Consider the following 21,019-nt stretch of genomic DNA (forward strand, 5'->3'; position numbering starts at 1 on the left):
CCGGCGAGGTCGCGCGTCCACTGCCCGCTCGCGCGGCCGTCACCGCCGACCTGCCCGCCCAGAAGGTGCACCTCGGGCGGATCGGCCGCGAGGGCCGCCGCCATGGCGACCGGCACCGAGGCGGTCACGATCCGCACGCCCGACGCCGCGCGTGCCGGCGACCCGCCAGCCGCATCCGCTCCGCCACTCGCACCCATGTCCACTCCGCCACTCGCACCGGGAGCCGCCACCGCACTCGCACCGGCACGCGCATCCGCATGCCTTCCGGCAACCGGTACCGCGCTCGCACCGGCACGCGCGCGCTCATCCGCTCCAACCCCACTCGACAGCATTCCGGCCAGGGCCTCCCCCACCGCCCCGCCGTCGAGGTACACCGCGTCGCCATCGGCGATGCATCCGGCCACCGCCGCCGCCAGCCCGTGCACGGCGCGCACCGCATCATGATTCGAGTCGCCGGCACCGGCATCCGGATGCTGCGTCCCCCGCTCGTTCGCGATCGCCCCGCCGTGCGCCCGCCGTAGACGCCCCGCCTGCTCCAGCGCCCGCAGATCGCGGCGAACCGTCTCCTCGGCCACGCCGAGCCGCTGCGCGAGCTCGCCGACCTCCACCCGCCCGGATGCGTCCAGCACCCGCACGATCCCCTCACGTCGAGCGGCCACGCCCCCACCGGACACCTCGACTGAAGCCCCGCTCCCGGCGGCGCTCGCGTCTCCGGTCCCACCGGAGCCCGCCACCTCGACCGAAGTCGCGCTCCCGGGCCCGGTCCCGGCCGCCGCACTCGCCACAGCTCCGGCCCGGCGGCTCACGCGCTCGGTCCCGCGCCCGGCGCCGGCGCCTGTTCGGCCGCCCGCGCACTCCACCACGGCCCCATCGCCTCCGTCGCCTCGTCGAAGGCGCGGATGACCCCGGCCCAGTAACCGGCCGACTCGGCGGTGGGGTGCACCGGTTCCGACCGTGTCACCAGCTCCTGCGCCGCCTCCACCGACTCGAACACGCCGACGGCGGCCCCGGCCACCGCGGCCGCTCCGAACGCGCCGGCCTCCTCGTTCTGCACCACGGTCACCGGCGAGCGCAGCGCGTTCGCCACCAGCTGCACATAGAGCGGAGCGCGCGCGATGCCGCCCCCGAGCACCACCGGCTCGTCCCAGTCGAACCTCTCGCCGAGCGCGCGGGTGTGCCACACGTGCATCAGCGCGATGCCCTCGAGCGTTCCGCGCAGCACGTGCGCCGGCGTGTGCCAGCCGCGCACCCCGGCGAGCGCCGCCGAACTCGAGGCGCCGAGCGGCGAGTCCACCAGGAAGGGCAGCACGAGCGGCACCGGCTCCTGCGGGTCGAGGGCCGCCGCCTCGGCGAAGAGGCGGTCGCGGGCGGCCTCGCCGCCGGGAGCCGCGAGGTCGATCCCGAGCAGCCGCAGCATCCAGTTCAAGGCGGGCGACGCCGTCGCCGAGGTCGACATCGCGATGCGCAGCCCGGGCCGGATCGACAGCCGCGACTGCCAGCGCACATCCACGTCGGGTCGCGTGGTCGTGACCCCGTTCGTGCTGAACGACCCGGCCACCAGCGCGAGCCGGCCCGGAACGAGGGCGCCCATGCCGATCGACGCCGACTGTACGTCGTGCAGGCCGGCGATCACCGGTGTTCCGGCCGCCAGGCCCGTGGCCTCCGCCGCCGCCGGCAGCACCCGGCCCACCACGTCGCCACTCGCGTGCAGCGGTGGCAGCAGCCGCAGGATGTCGGCCGGCAGCCCGTAGGCCTCGATCACCTCGGGGCTCCAGGTCGCCGTCGCCGTGTCGAGGAACGAGGCGGTGGCATCCGAGTAGTCGGTCGCGACGACCCCGGTCAGGCGCAGCCGGATGACGTCTTTGCAGAACAGCATCGCCGAAGCCGCCCGCACCCGTTCGGGGTCGTGCCGCAGCAGCCAGCGCAGCAGGTTGCCCGCCGCACCGGGGGTCGGCTCCTGGCCGGAGCGCGCGAGCACCACGCGCATCCGCTCCTCGTCGGCGGCGAGCTCGGCCGCCTCGACGTGGGCGCGCGAATCCATGGCGGTGATCGCCGGACCGACAGCCTCTCCCGACGCGTCGACGAGGTGCAGTCCGTCGCCGTGACCGGTGATCCCCACCGCCACGATGTCGCGCGGATCGACCCCCGACGACTCGACGGCTTCGGCGATCGCGCCGGCAGCCGCCGCCCACAGCTCGTGCTGAGAACGCTCCGCGTGACGCGGCGTGCTGCGGTCGACCGGGCTCGAGCGCCGCCCGATGCCCAGCGGCCGCAATCGTTCGTCGTGCACCACGGCCTTCACCGCGGTCTGGCCGGCATCGATGCCCAGCAGATAGCGGCGGCCCTCGGCGGGTGTTGCCATGACGATCCTCTCCGATCGAACACCGGATGCTCGATCGGCTCCGGATGCAGCGAACGCCCGTTTCTGCCCGCTTTCGCCAGCATATCAACTCAACCGGTCATTATATCTCCCGAATCCGGACTCATTCGGGTAGAGTCGGCCCGACACGACCTGGATCGGCGGAGCAGATGTACCCAGCGGAGCGGCACGCCGCCATCCTCGCCGCTGCGCGCGCCGCCGACGCCGGCGAGGTGGAGGTGCAGCAGCTGAGTCTGCAGCTGGGGGTCACCGCCGAGACGGTGCGCCGAGACCTCACCGCTCTCGAACGCCGGGGCCTCGTGCGCCGCAGGCACGGCGGCGCCGCGCTCGTCACCCGGCCTCCGTTCGAGCCCACGCTGCACCAGCGCTCCCTCGAAGAGGCCGTCGAGCGCGCGGCGATCGCCGCCGCGGTGGTCGAGCTGCTGCCGGAGGAGGGGGTGCTGCTGCTCGACAGCGGCTCGATGACGCTCGAGGTGGCGGCACTGCTGGCTCGCCGGAAGCCACGGGCCGGTGCATCCGCCGCTCTCCTGGTCGTGACCAACAGCCTCCCCGTCGCCCGGCTGCTCGGCGGTCTGCCCGCCTTCACCGTCTACGCCCTACCCGGTGCGGTGCGCAGCGTCACCCAGGCGGTGGTGGGGCCGTGGGCCGAAGAGCGTCTGGCGGGCCTCCGCGCCGACGTGGCCGTGGTCGGCGCCAACGGGGTCGTTGCGGGCGAGGGCGCCTTCACCACACTGCCCGAGGAGGCCGCCCTGAAACAGCGGATGCTCGCCGCGGCCGCCCAGCGCATCCTCGCCGTCACCGCGACGAAGTTCGGCACCGCATCGCTCTGCCGCTTCGCCGGGCTCGACGGTCTCGACACGGTCGTCACCGACGACCGGCTCGACGCGGCGACCGCCGATCTCGTGCGTGCCGACGGCCCCGAGCTCGTGCTGGCCCATCCCGGCGGCTGACGACACCGGCCGGCCGCGCCCCACCGACCACACTCCGCACCCCGAAGTACCACCCGAGCACCCCGAAGTACCACCCGAGAGGAACCCACCCATGACCCTTGTCGCATCCGGCGGCATCCTGGCCGAGCAGCGCGCCGTGCTCGCCTTCAACGTCATCCAGCTCGAGCACGCCGAGGCGATCGTGAGCGGCGCCGAAGCCGCGAACCGCCCCGTCATCCTGCAGATCTCCGAGAACGCCGCCCGCTACCACGGCGGGCTCGCCCCGATCACGCTCGCCACCCTCGAGCTCGCCCGCCGGTCGGCCGTCGACGTGGCCGTGCACCTCGACCACGCCGAGGACGAAGCCCTCGTGCTCGAGGCAGTCGAGCTCGGCGCGACCTCGGTGATGTTCGACGCGGCCACCCTGCCCTACGACGAGAACGTCGCCCGCACCGCCGTGATCGCCCGCGCGGCGCAGGCGAAGGGTGTGTGGGTCGAGGCCGAGCTCGGCGCGATCGGGGGCAAGGGCGGCGCCCACACCCCCGGCGTGCGCACCGACCCGGCCGAGGCGGTCGCGTTCGTCGAGGCCACCGGCGTCGACGGCCTCGCCGTGGCGGTCGGCAGCTCGCACGCGATGACCTCGCGCAGCGCCTCGCTCGACTTCGCCCTCATCGCCGAGCTGGCCGCGGCCGTTCCGGTGCCGCTCGTGCTGCACGGCTCCAGCGGAGTCAGCGACGCCGACCTCGTGCGCGCCGTCGAGCACGGGATGCGCAAGATCAACATCTCCACGCACATCAACGGCATCTTCACCCGGCGCATCCGCGAACTGCTCGACGCGGATGCGGCCCTGGTCGACCCCCGCAAGTACCTGGGCCCGGCGCGCGACGCCGTCGCCCTCGAGGTGCAGCGCCTGCTCGAGCTCGTGGCGTAGCCCCGCGGTCTCGCACTCGCGCCCGTCAGCCCACCACCGCCGCCGGCCGCGGATCAGCCCTGCGCGGCCACGAGCCGCTCGACGCGCGCTTCCAGCTCGGCGGACGTGTAGTCGTGTCCGTCGCGCACGACGAGGGAGATGGAGCTCAGGCCCTCGATCGAGGCCAGGGGATCGGCATCGAGCAGGAGCAGGTCGGCGTCCATCCCCGCGGCGATCCGGCCCATCCGTTCGGTTCTGCCCAGATAGGCCGCCGGCCGGGTGGTCGTGGCCTGCAGCACCTGGAGCGGTGTCAGGCCGGCACGGCCTAGTTCGCGGAACTCGATCGCGAAGCTGTTGCCGACCCCGCGGCCGTTGCCGTCGGTGCCGGTCATCATCGGCGCGCCTTCCTTCGCCCAGATGCCCACGGTCTGGAGGACGCGCTCGTAGTACTCGTGCAGCACGTCGAGGTCGCCGGACGGCGTGGCACCGAACGCGTCGACGGCTGCGAGATGCTCCTGCTTCTCCTCGGCGGGGAGTCGCTGCAGCCAGGGGTCGTCGAGGAACTCCGGATCGTCGAGCACGTACTTGCTGCGGATGTTGGCCATGGTCGGGGTGTTCCAGGTCTGCTTCCGCACGAAGGTCCCGGCGAGCTCGGCGGCGCGGTCTTCGGAGTAGGTCGCGAAGGCCTGCTTCAGCAGAGCGAGCTGAGCAGCATCCGTGGTGCTGGTGGCCGGGCCGAGGAAGTTCTTCTTCAAGAACGTATCGAAGGCCCACCCGGCAAAGGGGATACCCGCCGCCCACGAGGGAAACGGCAGCGTGGTCGGGGTCTGCGCCCAGAGTTCGTCGGATTTCGCCGAGAGGGTGAGGAACACACTCGAACCGGTGCCGAGATGCTCGATCGAGTCGAGACCGGCCTCGGCCGCTTCATCGATGTGCACCGGCGGGGGCAGATGCCCCGCGATGCGCAGGCCCTGTTCGTGCGCCGCGTCGATGGCGGCGAAGAACACCTCTCGGTCGGTCAGGACCATCTTGATGAAGTCGGCGCCGTGATCCCACTGCCGCGCGATTTCGTTCCGGGCCTCGCCGACACTGTTCGCGTTGAACGGCAGCAGCAGGCTCCCGGGCATCTGCAGCAGCCGTGGGGCGGCCTCGTTCAGTCCGAGCCGATTCTCGGCCCGCTGAGCCAGCAGGTCGTCGGAGCCTTCCATCTGGCGGATGCCGGTGATCCCCTGCGCCAGCATCAGCGCGAACCCGAGCTCGGTGCGGGGCGACTGGAGCACGTGGGTGTGCATGTCGTTGTACCCGGGCACGGCGAATCGGCTCGCACCATCGATGACACGCAGTGACGACTCGACCGGAGCCGACGCGGTCGGCATGACATCGGCGATCCGCCCCTCGAGCACGACGATCGACTGACCGGCCCGGCGGCTGCCGTCGAGCGGGTCGACCACGGTCACGTCGTCGATCCTCACGCCGTTCGCCGCGGTGACGATGGTGCGGGGCGGCATCGCCGGCTCGGTCGCGCTCCTGATGATCTCGTCGGCAGCAGCCCCGAGCCCCACGAGAGCGACGCCGAGACCCGCACGCTTCAGGAAGGCGCGCCTGCTGCTGCGCCGCGCCGGTCTCTCGTCCGACGCCCGCGCTTCCACCGGCTCGGTACTCGGTTCGTCCGTGTTCTGCGACATCTCTTCGTCCTCCGTCGTCGACATACTGATCACATCAACAGTACTGATGATTTCATCAATATTGATGTACGTCATAGAGTCGGAGGGTGTCAGCGCCCGATCCACCGCCTCCTGCCCGGCAGGACCGCCGCAAGGAACGCACGCGCGCGGCCCTCATCGGGGCGGCGCAGCGCCTCCTCGCGGAGGGTCAGGATGCGCATGCCAGCATCCAGGCGATCACCGAACTCGCCGATGTCGGGTTCGGCTCGTTCTACAACTACTTCTCCTCCAAAGAGGAACTCTTCGACGCCGCGGCGGCCACGGCCGTCGACGACTATCTGCGCTGGCTCGACGAGCGCCTGCCCGATGGCGTCGATCCGGTCGCACGCCTGATCGAGAACGTGCGCCAGACCGGACGGCTGGCCCTCGAGCAACCCCGGATCGCCGCGATCCTCACCCGCCGCCTCGCGATGCTCGACGAGGCCGACGACCCGCGCCGCGAACGGATCAGCGCCGACGTGCGCGCCGCCATCACCGCAGGAGGCGCGCTGCCGCAGACGCTGGAGTTCGACATCCTCGTTGCCGCCGCCCTCGGTGCGATCATGGCCGTGCTCCGGCGCACGATCTCCCTCTCTCCCGGCGAGACCGCCGAAGCCGCCGAGGTGCTCGCGCAAGCAGTCGTGCGGCTGCTGAGCCTGCCGCCGGCCGGCGCGACCGGCTGAGCCGCCGCGAGACACCCGCACACACAGAAGCGGCGCCGGGGTCTCCCCCGGCGCCGCTCGTGTGTTCAGCTAGTGACTAGCAGCTGGACTTGTAGACCGCGTCCGCACCTTCACCGTCGATGTTGTCCTTGGTGAGGATGGTGAAGCCGGTCTGGATCTCCGCCTCGGTGGAGTCGCCGTTCAGCGCGGCGATGGCCTGCTCGACGCCGTCCTGCCCGATGGTGGCGGGCTCCTGGGCGACGAGCGCCTGAACCGTGCCGGCCTTCAGCTGCTTGACCTGGGCGGGGCCCGCGTCGAAGCCGACGATGGTCACCGAGTCCTGCTTGCCGGCCTGCTGCACGCCGGTGGCGGTGCCCTCGGCGGCGAACAGGTTGGCGGCGAAGATACCCACGATGTCGGGGTCCTTCTGCAGCGCGGCGGTCACGATCTCAGCCGCGGTGGCCGGCTCGTTGTGGCTGTACTGCACGCCCAGGTACTCGAACTTGCTGTCCGCCTCGGCCGCGTTCTGGAAGCCCTCGACGCGGGCGTCGGTGGTCGAGATGCCGGGGTCGACCGAGACCACGAGCACCTTGCCGCCGTCGGGGTGGGCATCCTGGATCGCCTTGAAGGCGGCCTCTCCGCCACCGACGTTGTCGGACGCGATGGCCGACACGGCGAACGACGGGTCCTCCACCGTGGTGTCGACGAGGACGACCTTGATGCCGGCGTCGGCCGCAGCCTTCAGGGGAGCCTGCATGGCGGTGACGTCGGTCGGGGCGATCAGCAGCGCGTCGGGCTTCGAAGCGATGATCGAGTCGACCAGCGGCTTCTGCAGGGTCGGGTCGAACTTCTCCGGGCCCTGCGTGGTGACCGTGGCGCCGGCGTCCTTGGCCGCAGCCTCGATGCCGCACTGCATGGAGATGTAGAACTCGTCTCCGGCGACGCCCTGCACGAAGGCGATCTTGTAGCCGTCGCTGCTCGCACCGTCGGTGCTCGTCGCCGAGCCGCCTCCGCTCGAGCAGCCGACGAGGGCGAATCCGGCGGTCGCAGCGATGGCGGCGACTCCCAGAACCTTCTTGTTCCACTTCATTGTGATACCTGTCCTTCTTGCGTATGTGCGTTGTGTGATTGGGATAGGGATGCTGGTGGTGCTAGGTGTTCTTCCGTCTGAAGAAATGACTCCAGAGGCTTGTGGAGGCTCCTCGGGCCGCGGAGGCCCGGCGGAGCTGGTCGACGTACACCGCGGCGATCAGCACGGCGCCGACCGCGACCTGCTGCCAGAACGGCTGCACGCCGGTGATGACGAAGCCGTTCTGCAGAACGGCCGGGATGAAGAGGCCGACGACGGTACCGAAGATCGTGCCGTAGCCGCCGAACAGCGAGGTTCCGCCGATGACGACCGCCGCGATGACGTTCAGGTTGGTCTGCGACTGGCCGGCGATCGCGGTGGTGGAGAACTGCGACAGCGACAGGATGCCGGCGAGACCGGCGAGAGCGCCCGACATCGCGTACACCCGGATGAGGTGCCGGTCGACCTTCACGCCGACCCGGCGAGCCGCCTCCTCGCTCGAGCCCACCGCGTAGGTGTAGAGGCCGAACTTGGTCTTGTGCAGCACGAACGCGCCGATCAGGATGACGACGAGCGCGATCACCGAGATGATCGGCACGCTGCCCAGGATGTTGCCGTAGCCGATCGTGGTGGTGAGCACGGAGGGCACGTCGCGGATGTCGACACCGCCGGTGAGGATCTGAGCCAGACCGAGCGCCATGCCGAGCGAACCCAGGGTCACGATCAGCGGCGGCACCTTGGCCTTGGAGATCAGGATGCCGTTGAACGTTCCCCAGACCAGGCCCGAGAAGATCGCGACCGCGAAACCGACGAGCGCGGTTCCCCAGTCGTCGCCGCCCATGGCCCTCATCACCATGGCCGAGACGACGCCCGAGAACACCAGCACCGAGCCGACCGAGAGGTCGATGCCCGAGGTGATGATGATGAAGGTCATGCCGACGCCCAGCACACCGAGGATGGAGGCGTTCTGCACCACCAGCCGCAGGTTGGAGAACTGCGCGAAGGTGTCGGGCGCCATGATGCTGAAGATGATCACGATCACGATCAGCACGAGGAAGATCTGGAACGCCTGCGCCTTGAAGATCTTCGGGACGCGGCTCTGGGTCTCCCGCTCGACCGCCATGTTGATGGAGGTGGTCTCGGGTCCGGCCTCAGGGCCGAACTCGGCCTTCTTGATGTCGGTGTCCCGGATGTCGTCGCTCATGCTGCACCCCTCGTGCTCGCGCCGGTCATCAGACCGACCAGTTCTTCCATGCTCGTGTCCTTCGTCTCGATCGACGCGGCGCGGTGGCCCAGACGCAGCACCTGCACCCGGTCGGAGACCTCGATCACGTGCGGCATCGAGTGGCTGATGAAGACCACGGCGATGCCCTTGTCGCGCACCCGCCGGATGGTCTCCAGCACGTTCTTGGTCTGCCGCACACCGAGAGCCGCGGTGGGCTCGTCGAGGAAGACGACCTTGTTGGCCCAGTGAACCGCGCGGGCGATCGCGATCGCCTGACGCTGACCACCCGACATCGCACCGACCGGCGAGGTGAGCGAGCGCACCGTGGCGCCCAGCTCGTCGAACGCGCGACGCGACTCCTTGGCCATGGCCTTCGTGTCCATGGTTCCGAAGAAGCCGGCGATGCCCTTGTTCATGATCTCGCGGCCCAGGTACACGTTCTGCACCGGGTCCAGGTGCGGAGCGAGGGCGAGGTCCTGGTGAACCGTCTCGATGCCCAGCGCGCTGGCCTGCTGCGGGTTGGTGAGCTGGATCGGCTGACCTTCGAACTTGATGGTGCCCTCATCCACGGCGAGGTTGCCGGAGAGCGCCTTCACGAGGGTCGATTTGCCGGCGCCGTTGTCGCCGATCAGGGCGGTCACCTCGCCGGGGTAGACCTCGAAGTCCACGTCGTCGAGTGCTCGAACGTGTCCGAACGAGCGGGAGAGGCCTCGGGCCTCCAATACGGGGGTGCTCATGTCAGTTCACTCTCTTCCGGCCTGTGCAGGCCTGCGGGTGGTTCCGGATGCGGTCATCATCTGCTCCTGGTTCATCGGGTTCGAAGGAGGGCGTCACACGATTCCCCCTTCGGCGAGTGTGCGGGGCCAGCCCACTCCGGGGGTCGCGACGAGCACACTGCCCGTGCCGCGCACCTCCCAGGGGCCGAAACCGGCGGGGACGGCGAAGACCTGCCCTGCGCGGTAGTCGATCTGCTCGTCGCCGGCACCGGCGAGCGCTCCCTCGCCCGCGAGCACGAGGGCGACGGCGAAGCCTGCGTCGACGGCCACGCCGGGCGCACCGGCCGTGACCGGCGCTGCGTGCAGCACACGGAAGTAGGGGTCGGCGGCGGCGGGAAGCGCGCTCACCACGTGCTCGGCGCGGCCGGTGAGGTCGACACGGCTGATCAGCTTCTCGAGCTCGGCGGCGGGGAGGGCCTCGGCCGACACGGCCGGCATCACGGTCTCGAAGCCGAGGCCGAGGTGCGACTCCTCGCGGGTCGAGGTGGTCACCGACCACTCCAGCACGATCGAGAAGTCGGTCGGCTCCTGCACCTCGGCGAGGAAGATGCCCTCGTCGATGGCGTGCACCTGCCCGGCCGGGACGAGCACGCCCATGCCGCGCGAGACTTCGATGCGGTTCATCCGCGAGAGCATCCATTCGGAGTCCTGCGCGTCACGGCGGCGGTCGAGCTCGTCGCGGTCGACGTCTTCTTTCCAGCCGACGTGCACGGCCGCGCCGGGCTCGGCGTCGAGGATGAACCAGGCCTCGGTCTTGCCGTACGGGCAGTCCAGGTGGCTGGCGGCGAAGGCGCGCGAGGGGTGCACGTGAACGGGGAGGCGCTGACGGGCATCCAGCAGCTTCACCAGGATGCCGGTGTCGCCGGCGCTCGCCGCCGACGCGAAGTCGGGGCCCACCCAGGCGGCGGGGTCGGCGACCACGAGGTCGCGCAGGATGTCGCCGGCCTCGGTGCGGGCCAGGCCGATGTCGCCCTGGTCGGCGCGCGAGACGGTGGCCGCGAGCCACTCCTCGGGCTGGCGCTCGGAGGTCTGCTCGATGCCGCGCAGCGCCGCGATGCGGTCGCCGCCGCGGTAGAAGTGGTCGATCAGGTTGGGGGCCAGCGAAGCGGGGATCATGCGAGCTGTCCTTCCGTGGTGGAGATGTGAGCGTGTGAGGTGGCATCGGGGGGCGCGGGGATCTCGCCCGATCCGCGCAGCAGCAGCGCGGTGGGCACGATCCACTCCCGGGGGTCGTTCTTGGGGCCCTCGCGCAGCGCGAGCAGGCGTTCGATGGCCGCGTTGCCGATGAGGAAGGGATCCTGGTCGATGCAGCTCACCCCGGGGCGCAGCACATCGGCGAAGGCGAAGTCGCCGAACGCGATCATCGCCGTGTTCTGGCGGTGGATGCGGTGCAGGGCCGTGGTGAGGCCGATGGCGGCCTTCGCGTTCGAGGCGAAGAAGGCGGTGGCCGGCCGTTCGAGGCCGAGCAGCCGCTGCGCCTCGCTGAGGTAGTCGAGGCTGCCGTCGACGGTCGAGGAGACGAGCTCGGGGTCGTAGGGCAGGCCCGCGTCGCGCAGCACGTCGAGGTAGCCGTCGAGCCGGCGGTGGATGGTGGAGAACCGCTCGTCGCGGTCGAAGAAGGCGATGCGCTCGTGACCGAGTTCGACCAGCTGCTGCACGGCGAGCGCCGTGGCGCCGCGGTCGTCGACGACGACGCAGTCGAAGCCGGCCCGCGAGCGGTCGACGGCCACCACGGGGGTGGTGGTGCGGAAGGGGTCGAGGTAAGGGTGCTCGTCGGCGACCGGGGCGAAGATGACGCCGGCGACCTGGTGGCCGGCCACGAGGCTGAGCAGCTGCTCCCGCTCGCGATCGCTGTCGAGGTTCGAGGAGGCCACCAGCACGCTGAGGCCCTCGGCTAGGGCGCGGGTCTCGATCGCGCTGACCAGGGCGGCGAAGAACGGGTCGGCCAGCGAGTCGATGACGATGCCGATGGATCCGTTGGTGCCCGACTTGAGCGAGCGTGCGGCCGTGTTGGGCACGTAGCCGAGCGTCTGGATGGCCTGGATGACACGAGCGCGGGTCTCCGGATGCACGGCCTCTTCGGCGTTGACGACGCGGGAGACGGTCTTGATGCTGACGCCGGCGCTGGCCGCGACGTCTTTGATGCCGGGGCGGCGGTTGAGGGAATGTCCGGTCATTTTCGCCACCTCCTTGACAGCGTTGTCATTTTTGGGTGAGGCCCGGATTCCCGAACCTCGTCGTTCTCGTGTCGCCTATACTGAACCCGCGACGACAACGTTGTCAAGTCGTTGCGATGTCTCGATTAGATAACCCTCGGGAGCAGCATGATCATCGTGGTCGCCGGAGCCGCCGGAAGCGGCAAGAGCACGCTCGGCCTCGAGCTCGCCCGCGCGTTCGACGCCGCGCTGCTCGACCTCGACACCCTGACCAACCCGCTGCTCGAAGGCTTGGGCGCCTCGCTCGCCGACGGCGCGCACTGGAACGACCCGGCCCTGCGGCCGACGATCCGGCCGGCGCGCTACGCCGTGCTGCGGGCCGCGCTCGCCGACCAGGTGCGCGCCGGAGCCGACGCGGTGCTGGTCGCGCCGTTCACCGCCGAGCTGCAGGGCGGGGAGGAGTGGCGGCTGCTCGTCACGGCCGCGGGCGGTGACGCACCGCACGTCGTTTGGCTGCAGGCGTCCGCCGACCTTCTGGCCGAGCGCCGGCGCCTCCGCGGGGCCGACCGCGACGTGCACGTCGTCGACCCGCCCGCCTCGGCGGTGCCGGCGGTGCCCCACCTCGTCGTGGACGCCTCGCTCTCCACCGCGCAGCAGGTCACCTCGGTGCGCCGGCGCCTCGGCGGCGGCCGCGAGCTGCCGGCCGACTCCCCCGTCTTCGGCCGCACCTTCGACGCGGCGCTGTTCGACCTCGACGGAACCCTCATCGACTCGACGCCCTCGGTCATCCGCTCGTGGGCGCAGATGGCGCGGGAGTACGGGCTCGAGGGTGATCCGCTCGCCGGGGGCCACGGCCGGCCCGCCGCGCAGGTGGTCGGCTCGCTCTTCCCCGAGCACCAGGCGGCCGAGGCGCTGGCCCGGGTCACCGCCTTGGAGGCCGCCGATCTCGACGACGTGATCGCGCTCGACGGCGCGGCTTCGCTGCTCGGCTCCCTCCCCGACGAGGCGCGCGCCATCGTCACCAGTGGCACGCACGTGATCGCGACGAGCCGTCTCGCTGCGGCGGGGCTCGCCGAGCCGGCCGTGCTGGTGACGTTCGACGACGTCACGCACGGCAAGCCGCATCCGGAGCCCTTCCTGCTCGCCGCGTCACGCCTCGGCGTCGACCCGGCGCGCTGCGTGGTCCTCGAAGACGCCCCCGCGGGCCTCGCCGCCGCCAAGGCGGCCGGCTGCACCACCGTCGCGATCGCCGGCACGCACGCTTCGCACGAGCTCGACGCCGACCTCACGGTCGACGGCCTCTTCCAGCTGCGAGCCGAGCCCGCCCCGGGCGGCGGCTTCCGGCTCGTGCCTGCGCTGCGCGCCTAGCAAGGCCCGCACCACTCGGTCAGTCCAGTTTGTCGGCTCCCAGCGCGGCTGCCAGGGTCGCCTCCGATGGAAGCGCGGTTCGGATTCCGGGCGGGAGAGTGTCGTAGCTGGCCACTCCGATCGGAGTCTGCTGAGCCCCGAGCGAGTAGCGGACGACGGCATCGTTCTTGTTCGTGACCAGGAGCAGCCCCACGGTCTCCGCGTGTTGCGGCCGGCGAAGCCTGTCGTCGACGAGAGCGACGTAGAGGCCGAGCTGACCGAGGTGTTCGGGCATGAACTTCCCCTTCTTGAGCTCGATCACGATGTATCGGAGCTGATCGACATGGAAGAACATCAGGTCGACGAAGAACTCCTCGCCGTCGACGTCGAAACGCACCTGCTTGCCGACGAAAGCGAAGCCCTCGCCGAGTTCACGGAGGGTGTCGATGATCCGGTCGACGAGAGCCTGCTCGAACTCGCGTTCCTGCGATCCGCCGTCGACGGCGAGGAAATCCAGGATGTACGGATCTTTCGTGATCTGCCGGGCGAGGTCGGAGCCCGCTCGATCGAGAACGCGGTCGAAATTCGACGGGGCCGCCTCGAACCTCGTATGGGCATTCGTCGTGATCTGATGCTCGAGAACGCTTCGGGACCAGCCGTGCAGCTGCGCTCTCTCGGAGTACCAGCTCCGCAGCGATTGATCGTCGAGCCGGTTCGACAGGATCGTCACGTGACCCCAGGGCAATTGTGCAACAGCCTGTTGCACAATTGCGATGTCCGGCCACGCCACCGCAAACGCCCGCATGTACGCCAGGTTTCTCGGCGAGAAACCTTTCATCTCGGGGAATGCCGCGCGGAGGTCGTTCGCCAGCCGGGTGATGACCTTCGAACCCCATCCTTCAGACGCCTGCCGCTCGGCGATCATGGATCCGATTCGCCAGTACAGCGCGACGAGCTCGGTGTTGACACGTCTCTGAGCGGTGAAGCGCGCGGCAAGAACCTCCTGCTTGAGCGCGACAAGGGTCGCCTCGTAGAACTGTGGAGCGGGCGTGTTCTCGGATGGCACGCCCCAGTGTCGCTCCCCCGGCACGCCGGGAGAAGGTTATCCACAACCTGTCAGCGGGAGACCAGCGCCTCCAGGGTGGCTCGGGCGCCGTCGGCCGCCAGGCGGGAACGCGCGGCGACGAACGCCGTGCGGAGGCGGGTGTCGGCGCCGAGGTCGCCGAAGACGGGGGCGTAGTCGAGGAAGGAGCCCGGGGCATCCGCTTCGCCGGCGACGGCCGCGCGCAGCTCGTCGAGGCGCTTGTCGACCGGATGCAGCGCACTGCCGTCATCGGCGACACCCTCGATGAAGCGGCTCCAGGCCGCCAGCACGAGCACCGAGCGCTCGATCTCGCCGCCCGTGCGCAGCTGCTCGCGCACGACGGGCAGCAGGAACTTCGGGATGCGGTCGGAGCCGTCGACGATCTGGCGCATCAGCGTGTCCTTGATGGCCTCGCTGCCGAAGCGGCGCATCAGCTCGGCACTGTACTCGTCGAGGTCGACGCCGGGGACGGGGGCGAGGGTCGGCCGAGCCTCCGACGTCATGTAGCCGAGCAGGAAGTCGGCGAACAGCCGGTCGCGGCACACCTCGTGCACGTACACCGCGCCCGACAGCAGGCCCAGGTAGCTCATCGCCTGGTGCGAGGCGTTCAGCAGGCGCAGCTTCATCAGCTCGTAGGGCTCGACGTCGGCCACGAGCTGCACACCCACCTCGTCGAAGGCGGGGCGGCCGGCCGTGAAGTCGTCTTCGAGCACCCACTGCACGAACGACTCCGAGAGCACCGGCCAGCGGTCGTCGAGGCCGAACTCGGCCGACACCCGCTCGCGCGACTCGTCGGTGGTGGCCGGCGTGATGCGGTCGACCATCGAGTTCGGAAAGCTGACCGAAGACTCGATCCACTCGGCGAGCGCGGGGTCGATGCGCGCGGCGAACGCCAGCACGGCGGCGCGCGCCACGTGGCCGTTGCCCTGGATGTTGTCGCACGACATCACCGTGAACGGCACCTGGCCGGCGTCGCGGCGCTCCCGCAGGCCGACCGTCACGAAGCCGAGAGCGCTGGTCGGCGCGGCTCCGGCGGGCAGGCCTTCGAGGTCGGCGAGGGTCGCCGGATCGCGCGGCTCGAAAGCGCCGGTGGCGTCGATGATGCCGTAACCGCCCTCGGTGATGGTGAGCGAGACGATGCGGGTGGCGGGGTCGCGCAGGGCGGCGAGCACGGCATCCGGATGCCCCGGAGCGAAGATGTAGTCGACGATCGAGCCGATCACCCGGGCCTCGACCTCGCCGTCGGGCGCGGTGGTGACGAGGGTGTAGAGCCCGTCCTGCGCGCCGAGGGCGTCGCGCATGGCGGCGTCGCCGTCGAGGGTGCCGACGCCCGCGATGCCCCAGTCGGAGGCGCCGGCCGCGAGCAGGCGGTCGACGAACATCGCCTCGTGCGAGCGGTGGAACGCCCCCACGCCGAAGTGCACGATGCCGCGTGTCACGGCGGAACGGTCGTAGGCGGGCACGGCCACGGCCGGGTCGAGCTCGCCGAGGGTGCCGGTGTTCAGTTCAGTCATCGGTTCGGGTCTCCAAGTCTCACAGCACCGTGGTGAGGTGCATCAGCAGGTCGGCATTCGTGCGGGCGGTCTCGACGATCTCCGCGTTCTTCTCGTCGACCTCGCGCACCCAGTCGGCGGAGGCGTCGGCCGAGTGGCCGAACGACACCCGGCGGCGCACGAGCCGCTCGTGCCGCACCTCGGGTGCCACGTCGATGAACCACGACTCGTGCAGGTGCTCGCGCACCCGGTGCCAGCCGTGGTCGTCGTTCAGCAGGTAGTTGCCCTCGGTGATCACGAGGGGAACGGATGCCGGCACGGGAACCGCGCTTCCGATCGACTCCTCGAGAGCTCGATCGAAGATCGGCGCGTAGACGGGGGGAGCATCCGTCGACGTCGGCGGGCTCGCGAGCCGGCCGAGCAGGGCCACGTAACCGTCGATGTCGAAGGTGTCGGGGGCGCCCTTGCGGCCGCGGCGGCCCAGGCGCTCGAGTTCTTGGTTGGCGAAGTGGAAGCCGTCTTGCCCCACCAGCACGGCATCGGCGCCGAGTGCGGCGATCAGCGCGCTCGAGAGCGTCGACTTGCCCGCACCGGGCGTGCCGGCGATGCCCAGGATGCGGCGCTCGCCGCTCGCGATGAGCTGACGGCAGCGGGCGATCAGCTCGTCGAGGGCGACCGGGCGGGCCTCGGCGGATGCGGCTGTCGTGTGGTCGCTCACTCGATCCTCCTGGTCGTCGTCGACGGGCGCGCGGATCATCGGCCGACGCTCCGCCGGGCCTACGGTACGCATCAAGAGGACGCACTGTCAACCTCGATGACACCGGTGTCACCGAATTTCATGACACGGGTGTCATCCGCACGATTCCGTGGCTATGATGGTGCCGCCCGGCAGAGCCCGGGCCACACCCTCACTCGAACGGAACAACCATGACTGACTTCACCGGCCGCACCGTCCTCGTCACCGGGGCCAGCGGCGGAATCGGCGGCGCGACGGTGCGCCACCTCGTGGCCGCGAACGCCACCGTACTGGTCGCGGGCCGCAACGTCGAGCAGCTCGAGGCCATCGCGGCCGAGACCGGCGCCACCCCCCTGCCCTTCGACCTCACCGAGGAAGACAGCATCCGCGAAGCCATCGAGGGTCGCGACATCTGGGGCGTCGTCAACTCGGGCGGCTGGGGCGGCGAGATCGCCAGCCCGCAGGAGACCGACATCGACGTGTTCGACAAGGTGATGCGCATCAACGCCCGTGGCTCGCTGCTGGTCACCAAGTACGCCTCGCGCGAGATGATCCGCCAGGGCAACGGCGGCGCCATCGTGAACGTCTCCAGCCAGGCTTCGCTCGTCGCCCTCGGCGGCCACATCTCCTACGGCTCGTCCAAGGCGGCGCTCGACAACATCACCCGCGTCTCGGCGCTCGAGCTCGGCGGCTTCGGCATCCGTGTGAACGCCGTGAACCCCACCGTCGTGATGACGCCGATGTCGGCCTGGTACTGGGGCCGCCCCGAGATCGAGGGCCCCTTCCTCGAGGCCATGCCGCTCGGCAAGTGGGCCACCGAAGACGACATCGCGGGCCCGATCGTCTTCCTCCTGAGCGACGCCGCCGGCATGATCTCGGGCGTCTCGCTCCCCATCGACGGCGGCTACACCGCCCGCTGACGCTCCGGGGTGCGGATGCGCTGACCCCACCATCCAAAACGAAGGAGTTCTTCGCCGACGCGCCGGGCGCCCCCGGCGCCGGCCGTTGTGGCGCTAAGGAACTCCTTCGTCTTGGCCGGTTCCCACCCGCGTGGATGAGCATCCGTCGCCTCCCACCACCGAATCCACCGCCCGAGGAGGGCCCATGGCCACCATGCGCGAGGTCGCGGCGCACGCCGGCGTGAGCCCGAAGACGGTGTCGCGTGTGCTCAACGACGACCCGCACGTGCTGCCGGCCACCCGGGCGCACGTCGAGCAGTCGATGCGCGAGCTCGACTACGTGCCGAACGCGATGGCCACCACGTTCCGTTCGGGGCGGTCGCCGGTGGTGGGGGTAGCGGTGCCCGACCTCGTCGACCCCTTCTTCGCCGCGATCGTGAACGCCGTGGAGGAGCGGGCGCTGGCCGAAGACCTCTCCACCCTGGTGACGAGCCTCGGCCACGATCCCGCCCGCGAGCAGCCGGTGCTCGAGTCGATGCTGCGGCGCCAGCTCAGCGGACTCGTCGTGGCGCCCACCACGAACGACCACGCCTACCTCGAGGCCTGGTCCGCGCGCATCCCGATCGCCTTCGTCGACCGTGCGCCGGGGAGCCTCACCGCCGACGCCTTCACCCAGGACGACCGCGGCGGCGCCCGCGAGGCCACGGCTCACCTGATCGAGCACGGGCACCGGCGGATCGGCTTTCTCGGCGACGCGCTCTCGGCGCCCACCATCGCCGAGCGCCTCGAGGGCTACCGCGAGGCGCTGGCCGCGGCAAGGCTGCCCTACGACCCCGCGCTCGTGGCGCTCGGCGCGACCACGCGACCGGGTGCGGCCTCGGCACTCGTCCGGCTGCGGGGTCCGGATGCCGGCGCGACCGCCGTGTTCTCCTCGGATGCGCGGTGCACGATGGCCGTCGTGCCCGCGGTCACGGCGCATCCGATCGCCCTGACGGCCTTCGGCGACTTCCCGCTCGCCGACACGCTGACGCCGTCGATCACGGTGATGGCTCAGGATCCGGCAGCCCTCGGCCACCTGGCCGCGGCCCGCCTCTTCGAGCGCGCCGCGCATCCGCAGCGCTCCCTGCCCCGCCGCACGGTGCTCCCGGTCGCCCTCATCGAGCGCGACTCCTGCCGCATCCCGGCGCCGCACCCCGCCTGACCCCCGCAGCCGACCGCAGCGGTGGGATGCGGTTCGCCCCAGCGATTCTGAGGCGAAGCTCTGCCATAGTGCACGAGCTCGGGCCGAAACTCGCTGGAGTGAACCGCACCCCCACCCGCAGAGCCCTCACCCTGCTGAGTGCCGGAATCCGCGGGCCGCGACGGGGTTCGCTCGAGGTGGTGTGAAGCGCCTCTCGTGGCAACGACGGAGGATGCGCCGGTCGGAGCGCAACGACGGAGTCTCAGCCCGAAGGTGGGCCGAGACTCCGTCGTTGGCATCGGGCGGGGGTGGTGCCGGATGCCGGCGGGCGGGCGCTACAGGGTGACCGCGCGGGCCTCCGCGTGCGAGACGGCCGCCGCGCGGTAGATCGCGTGGGTGAGCGCCGCCTCCTCGGGTCGGGCCGCACCGAAGCGGTCGCCCAGGGAGCCGTGGCGTTCGGCCAGGAAGGCCGCCCACATCTGCAGGATCGAGTCGGAGAAGCCCGACTCGAAGATGCCGCCGGTCACAGTCGGCCACACCGACTGGCTGCCCACGTCGATCTGCTGCCAGACCTGCTCGCGAGAGCCCCCGGGCACATCCACGACCGAGAACACCTGCACCGACTTCGGGTTCTTCGTGCTGAAGCGCACCCCGCCGTCGAGCCCGATGGCCTCGAACTCCCAGGTGTTCTTCTGCCCGGGATCGATGCGCTTGGTCTCGGTGGTGAGCGGGAAACGCACGCCCTCGTGCCGCGACCAGCTGTGCAGCACCGCGTTGTCCCAGGTGTCGCAGGGCACCGGCGTGCCATCCGGGCCCGGGCGCGTCGGCACGATGTCCTGCAGCACCGCGTACACCGACTCCGGCGCCCAGCCGAGCCGCAGCGGCACGTGCCAGGTGTGCATTCCGAGGTCGTTCATCACGCCGGCCTCGCCGCAGAACTGCGTCTGCCGTTTCCAGTTGATCGGCTTGGTCACGTCGAGGTCGCTGGAGTGCAAGAAGCTGTTGCGCGCCGAGATGATGGTGCCGAGCGCCCCCGACTTCACGTAGTCGATCGCCAGCTGCGCGCCCGGGAAGAACGGCATCTCGCTCGAGCAGCGCACGAAGCTCTCCGGATGCTCGGCCATCACCGCGAGCACGGCCTGTGCCGCCGCCCCGTCGATGCCGAAGGGCTTCTCGGCCAGCAGGCTCTTGCCGCTCGCGATGACGTCGCTGTAGATCTTCTCGTGCAGGTCGTGCCGCACCGCCACGTAGACCACGTCGATGCTGTCGTCGGCGAGGATGTCGGCGTAGTCGGTGGTCTTGGTGACCACCGTGTCGATCTCGTCGAACCACTCCAGCGCCGCCGGGTTGATGTCGCACACCGCGGTCAGCCGCGGGCGCACCGGGTGGTCGATCAGCGCGGGCCAGCGCTGGATGGCGGCCGCGATCTCGCGACCCATCAGGCCGCCGCCGACGATGGCCACGTTCACGCGCTGGGCGGTCATGCGGACACCTCGCCCGAGTCGGCGCGGGTGGCTCCGGATGCAGCACGCGCGGCATCCGACTCGGCCAGGATGGCGAGACCCTGCTCGACGTCGGCCCCGTCGTGCAGCACGGCGAGCAGTGCCGCCGTGATGCCGGCCGGGTTCTCGTGCTGCACGATGTTGCGCCCGTACACGATGCCCTTCGCACCCGCCTCGAGAACGGCGACCGTGCGCTCGAGGAGCGTGCGGTCATCCACTCGCCCGCCGCCGCGCACGAGCACCGGGATGTCGCCGGCGACCTCGATCACGCGGCCGTACTGGCTGATGTCGTCACTCGGGTCGGCCTTGATCAGGTCGGCGCCGAGCTCGACGCCCTGGCGCACGAGGGTGACGATCTTCTCGATGTCGCCGTCGACCATGTAGCCGCCGGCCTTCGAGTTGTCCTGCATCACGAGCGGCTCAACCATCAGCGGCATGCCGTAGCGGGTGGCCTCGCGGCGCAGCGCCATGATCGAGTCGATGTTCTTCTCGCGCACCTCGGGGTGCCCGGGCAGCTCCATCAGGTTCACGCAGACGGCGACGGCGTCCAGCCGCACGGCCTCTTCGATGGCGTTCGGAACGTGCTTGCTGTAGAGCACCGAGTCGAGCGGGTTGCCGTAGACGTTGGCGATGTCGGTGCGCAGCACCAGGCCCGGCTTGTTCTTGCCGGGGTAGCTCTGCAGGCGGCGGGCCTGGCCGATGGTGAGCTGCACCGCGTCGGGGCCGGCGTCGACCAGGGTGCGCACCACGGCATCCATGTTCTCGATGCCGGTGATGAACGAGCGCTCGCCGAAGAAGCCGTGGTCGACCGCGACGTCGAGGGCGCGGCCCGAGCGCGGATTGAAGAGGCGGTTGAGGCGATACAGCGTCATTGCGGTGCTCCTGATCATGAGGGAGGTCGTGGGGTTCGTCGTGCGGGGCTTTCGCACAGCCCCTCGATGTGTCAGAGTAGTGCCGTGAGACAACGT

At 70.6% G+C, this 21,019-nt stretch carries 19 protein-coding genes; 6 read left to right on the plus strand and 13 right to left on the minus strand.

From position 1 onward, the window contains the following. The coding region (locus Q0D75_RS10800; RefSeq protein WP_291053056.1) for a DeoR family transcriptional regulator at positions 1–659 on the minus strand (659 nt) is incomplete at its 3' end. Between the two features lie 143 nt (positions 660–802). Beyond that, complete coding sequence (locus tag Q0D75_RS10805) at positions 803–2,362, minus strand: FGGY family carbohydrate kinase (RefSeq protein ID WP_291053059.1); 1,560 nt, start codon at positions 2,360–2,362, stop codon at positions 803–805. Positions 2,363–2,529: 167 nt separating this feature from the next. On the opposite strand from Q0D75_RS10805, the gene Q0D75_RS10810 reads away from it, so the two are divergent. Both Q0D75_RS10810 and Q0D75_RS10815 read left to right on the plus strand, forming a co-directional pair. Then, a complete protein-coding gene (locus Q0D75_RS10810; RefSeq protein WP_291053062.1) occupies positions 2,530–3,330 on the plus strand; it encodes a DeoR/GlpR family DNA-binding transcription regulator in 801 nt (266 codons plus the stop codon). Between the two features lie 91 nt (positions 3,331–3,421). Further along, complete coding sequence (locus tag Q0D75_RS10815) at positions 3,422–4,240, plus strand: class II fructose-bisphosphate aldolase (RefSeq protein WP_291053065.1); 819 nt, start codon at positions 3,422–3,424, stop codon at positions 4,238–4,240. 53 nt (positions 4,241–4,293) lie between these two features. On the opposite strand, the gene Q0D75_RS10820 is transcribed toward Q0D75_RS10815, so the two are convergent. Continuing rightward, entirely contained in the window at positions 4,294–5,904 is a 1,611-nt protein-coding gene (locus Q0D75_RS10820) for an amidohydrolase family protein (protein WP_291053068.1), read from the minus strand. 86 nt (positions 5,905–5,990) lie between these two features. Here Q0D75_RS10820 and Q0D75_RS10825 point away from each other — a divergent pair, with 86 nt between their 5' ends. After that, complete coding sequence (locus Q0D75_RS10825; protein ID WP_291053070.1) at positions 5,991–6,605, plus strand: TetR/AcrR family transcriptional regulator; 615 nt, start codon at positions 5,991–5,993, stop codon at positions 6,603–6,605. A gap of 76 nt (positions 6,606–6,681) precedes the next feature. On the opposite strand, the gene Q0D75_RS10830 is transcribed toward Q0D75_RS10825, so the two are convergent. From Q0D75_RS10830 to Q0D75_RS10850, 5 genes are all read right to left on the minus strand, one after another. Continuing rightward, positions 6,682–7,674, minus strand: coding sequence for an ABC transporter substrate-binding protein (locus Q0D75_RS10830; RefSeq protein WP_291053073.1), 993 nt, complete (start codon positions 7,672–7,674; stop codon positions 6,682–6,684). A gap of 61 nt (positions 7,675–7,735) precedes the next feature. Further along, positions 7,736–8,857, minus strand: coding sequence for an ABC transporter permease (locus tag Q0D75_RS10835; protein ID WP_291053076.1), 1,122 nt, complete (start codon positions 8,855–8,857; stop codon positions 7,736–7,738). Continuing rightward, entirely contained in the window at positions 8,854–9,615 is a 762-nt protein-coding gene (locus tag Q0D75_RS10840; RefSeq protein ID WP_291053078.1) for an ATP-binding cassette domain-containing protein, read from the minus strand. The genes Q0D75_RS10835 and Q0D75_RS10840 overlap by 4 nt, the downstream gene beginning before the upstream one ends. 93 nt (positions 9,616–9,708) lie before the next feature. Beyond that, on the minus strand, positions 9,709–10,770 hold the full coding sequence (locus Q0D75_RS10845; protein WP_291053081.1) for a class I mannose-6-phosphate isomerase: 1,062 nt from the start codon (positions 10,768–10,770) through the stop codon (positions 9,709–9,711). Continuing rightward, positions 10,767–11,831, minus strand: coding sequence for a LacI family DNA-binding transcriptional regulator (locus Q0D75_RS10850; protein ID WP_291053083.1), 1,065 nt, complete (start codon positions 11,829–11,831; stop codon positions 10,767–10,769). Before Q0D75_RS10850 ends, Q0D75_RS10845 begins: the two co-directional genes overlap by 4 nt. 147 nt (positions 11,832–11,978) lie before the next feature. On the opposite strand from Q0D75_RS10850, the gene Q0D75_RS10855 reads away from it, so the two are divergent. Beyond that, positions 11,979–13,178: an HAD-IA family hydrolase gene (locus Q0D75_RS10855; protein ID WP_291053086.1), complete on the plus strand. Its 1,200-nt coding sequence runs from the start codon at positions 11,979–11,981 to the stop codon at positions 13,176–13,178. A 19-nt stretch (positions 13,179–13,197) separates the two neighbouring features. Here the strand turns inward: Q0D75_RS10855 and Q0D75_RS10860 are convergent, their stop codons facing one another. From Q0D75_RS10860 to Q0D75_RS10870, 3 genes are read right to left on the minus strand one after another with little or no spacing between them, the layout of a single operon-like run. Beyond that, positions 13,198–14,223 (minus strand): PDDEXK nuclease domain-containing protein, encoded by a 1,026-nt coding sequence (locus Q0D75_RS10860; protein ID WP_291053090.1) that lies wholly within the window; start codon positions 14,221–14,223, stop codon positions 13,198–13,200. A 50-nt stretch (positions 14,224–14,273) separates the two neighbouring features. Further along, positions 14,274–15,755 carry a mannitol dehydrogenase family protein gene (locus Q0D75_RS10865; RefSeq protein WP_291053092.1) on the minus strand — a complete coding sequence of 494 codons (1,482 nt, stop codon included), beginning with the start codon at positions 15,753–15,755 and terminating at the stop codon, positions 14,274–14,276. 19 nt (positions 15,756–15,774) lie between these two features. Next, positions 15,775–16,491: a nucleoside/nucleotide kinase family protein gene (locus tag Q0D75_RS10870; protein WP_291053096.1), complete on the minus strand. Its 717-nt coding sequence runs from the start codon at positions 16,489–16,491 to the stop codon at positions 15,775–15,777. A gap of 170 nt (positions 16,492–16,661) precedes the next feature. On the opposite strand from Q0D75_RS10870, the gene Q0D75_RS10875 reads away from it, so the two are divergent. Further along, the gene (locus Q0D75_RS10875; protein ID WP_291053099.1) at positions 16,662–17,390 is read left to right on the plus strand and encodes an SDR family oxidoreductase; all 729 of its coding nucleotides are present in this window, start codon (positions 16,662–16,664) and stop codon (positions 17,388–17,390) included. 184 nt (positions 17,391–17,574) lie between these two features. Further along, positions 17,575–18,570: a LacI family DNA-binding transcriptional regulator gene (locus tag Q0D75_RS10880; protein ID WP_291053102.1), complete on the plus strand. Its 996-nt coding sequence runs from the start codon at positions 17,575–17,577 to the stop codon at positions 18,568–18,570. Positions 18,571–18,884: 314 nt separating this feature from the next. Here the strand turns inward: Q0D75_RS10880 and Q0D75_RS10885 are convergent, their stop codons facing one another. Next, positions 18,885–20,033 (minus strand): Gfo/Idh/MocA family oxidoreductase, encoded by a 1,149-nt coding sequence (locus tag Q0D75_RS10885; protein ID WP_291053105.1) that lies wholly within the window; start codon positions 20,031–20,033, stop codon positions 18,885–18,887. Beyond that, on the minus strand, positions 20,030–20,923 hold the full coding sequence (locus Q0D75_RS10890) for an aldolase (protein WP_291053107.1): 894 nt from the start codon (positions 20,921–20,923) through the stop codon (positions 20,030–20,032). Before Q0D75_RS10890 ends, Q0D75_RS10885 begins: the two co-directional genes overlap by 4 nt. Between the last annotated feature and the right edge of the window lie 96 nt (positions 20,924–21,019).

The organism is Herbiconiux sp. (assembly GCF_023264855.1).
Taxonomy (GTDB): Bacteria; Actinomycetota; Actinomycetes; order Actinomycetales; family Microbacteriaceae; genus Herbiconiux.

Coding starts and splice junctions, on each gene's coding strand:
- Q0D75_RS10805 (WP_291053059.1), bottom strand. CDS start 2,362: ATGGCAACACCCGCCGAGGGCCGCCGCTATCTGCTGGGCATCGATGCC.
- Q0D75_RS10810 (WP_291053062.1), top strand. CDS start 2,530: ATGTACCCAGCGGAGCGGCACGCCGCCATCCTCGCCGCTGCGCGCGCC.
- Q0D75_RS10815 (WP_291053065.1), top strand. CDS start 3,422: ATGACCCTTGTCGCATCCGGCGGCATCCTGGCCGAGCAGCGCGCCGTG.
- Q0D75_RS10820 (WP_291053068.1), bottom strand. CDS start 5,904: ATGTCGCAGAACACGGACGAACCGAGTACCGAGCCGGTGGAAGCGCGG.
- Q0D75_RS10830 (WP_291053073.1), bottom strand. CDS start 7,674: ATGAAGTGGAACAAGAAGGTTCTGGGAGTCGCCGCCATCGCTGCGACC.
- Q0D75_RS10835 (WP_291053076.1), bottom strand. CDS start 8,857: ATGAGCGACGACATCCGGGACACCGACATCAAGAAGGCCGAGTTCGGC.
- Q0D75_RS10840 (WP_291053078.1), bottom strand. CDS start 9,615: ATGAGCACCCCCGTATTGGAGGCCCGAGGCCTCTCCCGCTCGTTCGGA.
- Q0D75_RS10845 (WP_291053081.1), bottom strand. CDS start 10,770: ATGATCCCCGCTTCGCTGGCCCCCAACCTGATCGACCACTTCTACCGC.
- Q0D75_RS10850 (WP_291053083.1), bottom strand. CDS start 11,831: ATGACCGGACATTCCCTCAACCGCCGCCCCGGCATCAAAGACGTCGCG.
- Q0D75_RS10855 (WP_291053086.1), top strand. CDS start 11,979: ATGATCATCGTGGTCGCCGGAGCCGCCGGAAGCGGCAAGAGCACGCTC.
- Q0D75_RS10865 (WP_291053092.1), bottom strand. CDS start 15,755: ATGACTGAACTGAACACCGGCACCCTCGGCGAGCTCGACCCGGCCGTG.
- Q0D75_RS10870 (WP_291053096.1), bottom strand. CDS start 16,491: ATGATCCGCGCGCCCGTCGACGACGACCAGGAGGATCGAGTGAGCGAC.
- Q0D75_RS10875 (WP_291053099.1), top strand. CDS start 16,662: ATGACTGACTTCACCGGCCGCACCGTCCTCGTCACCGGGGCCAGCGGC.
- Q0D75_RS10880 (WP_291053102.1), top strand. CDS start 17,575: ATGGCCACCATGCGCGAGGTCGCGGCGCACGCCGGCGTGAGCCCGAAG.
- Q0D75_RS10885 (WP_291053105.1), bottom strand. CDS start 20,033: ATGACCGCCCAGCGCGTGAACGTGGCCATCGTCGGCGGCGGCCTGATG.
- Q0D75_RS10890 (WP_291053107.1), bottom strand. CDS start 20,923: ATGACGCTGTATCGCCTCAACCGCCTCTTCAATCCGCGCTCGGGCCGC.